The organism is Cyclobacterium sediminis, from assembly GCF_054781075.1.
The window spans coordinates 1-761 of record NZ_BAAGVC010000031.1 but is presented as its reverse complement, the minus strand read 5'-3'; the positions used below and the strand labels follow the sequence as shown (position 1 = coordinate 761).

The window sequence follows — 761 nt, the reverse complement described above, 5'->3', positions numbered from 1 at the left end:
GATGGCTATGACCTGTTATACAACGGAGACAAGGATAAATGGGTGAAGTTTATTAATTCGCTCAGAATCAGAATGTGTTTGTTATTAAATAACAAAAGAAATGAACTAAGTATTGATTTAGATGCTGAGTTTCAGGATGCAGCACAAAATGTTTTCACAAGTTCTGATGACAATGCTGTTCTGGAATATCTTGGAAATTCTGCAGCTACTTCTTTTCGAGGAGGGCAATTTAGGTCTTCTGAAATTACTTACGCTAGAAGAATGGGCTTAGGCTTTCTTAACTCTTTACGAGATCAAAATGATCCAAGGTTGTATAGGTGGTTAAGACCTGTTGAAAAGAAATGGGATAAAGAAATTGGTACTGCCACAACCATCCAATATACCGATCCATTGGGACAAACCTTCCCTGTTGAGGTACTGCCCTACCCTAGTGGTTATGATGATCTGGATACAAGTTTGTACGTAGGATTACCGGTGGGTAGCCAGGCATCATGGACAGCTTACAATGCCGGTCCTCAAGCAACTTCAGTGGAACCCAAAACTACTCCGTTTAATAGTCGGCTTAGTGAGATATATTTTCAAAATGCCAACCAATATGTGGGCATGGATATCATCACCTATTCTGAAGTTGAATTTATATTGGCAGAAGCTGCAGCCATTGGAGCATTTGGTGCCAGTGATGCAGAAGGTCATTATAAAAAGGCGATTGAAGCATCTATGGATGAATGGGGAATATTTGGTGACTATGTAGGGGGATTTGA

1 protein-coding gene is annotated in these 761 nt (G+C 40.1%); it reads left to right on the top strand.

From position 1 onward, the window contains the following. On the top strand, positions 1-761 hold a 761-nt coding region (locus ACYVHJ_RS19385), incomplete at both ends, for a SusD/RagB family nutrient-binding outer membrane lipoprotein (RefSeq protein WP_460518145.1).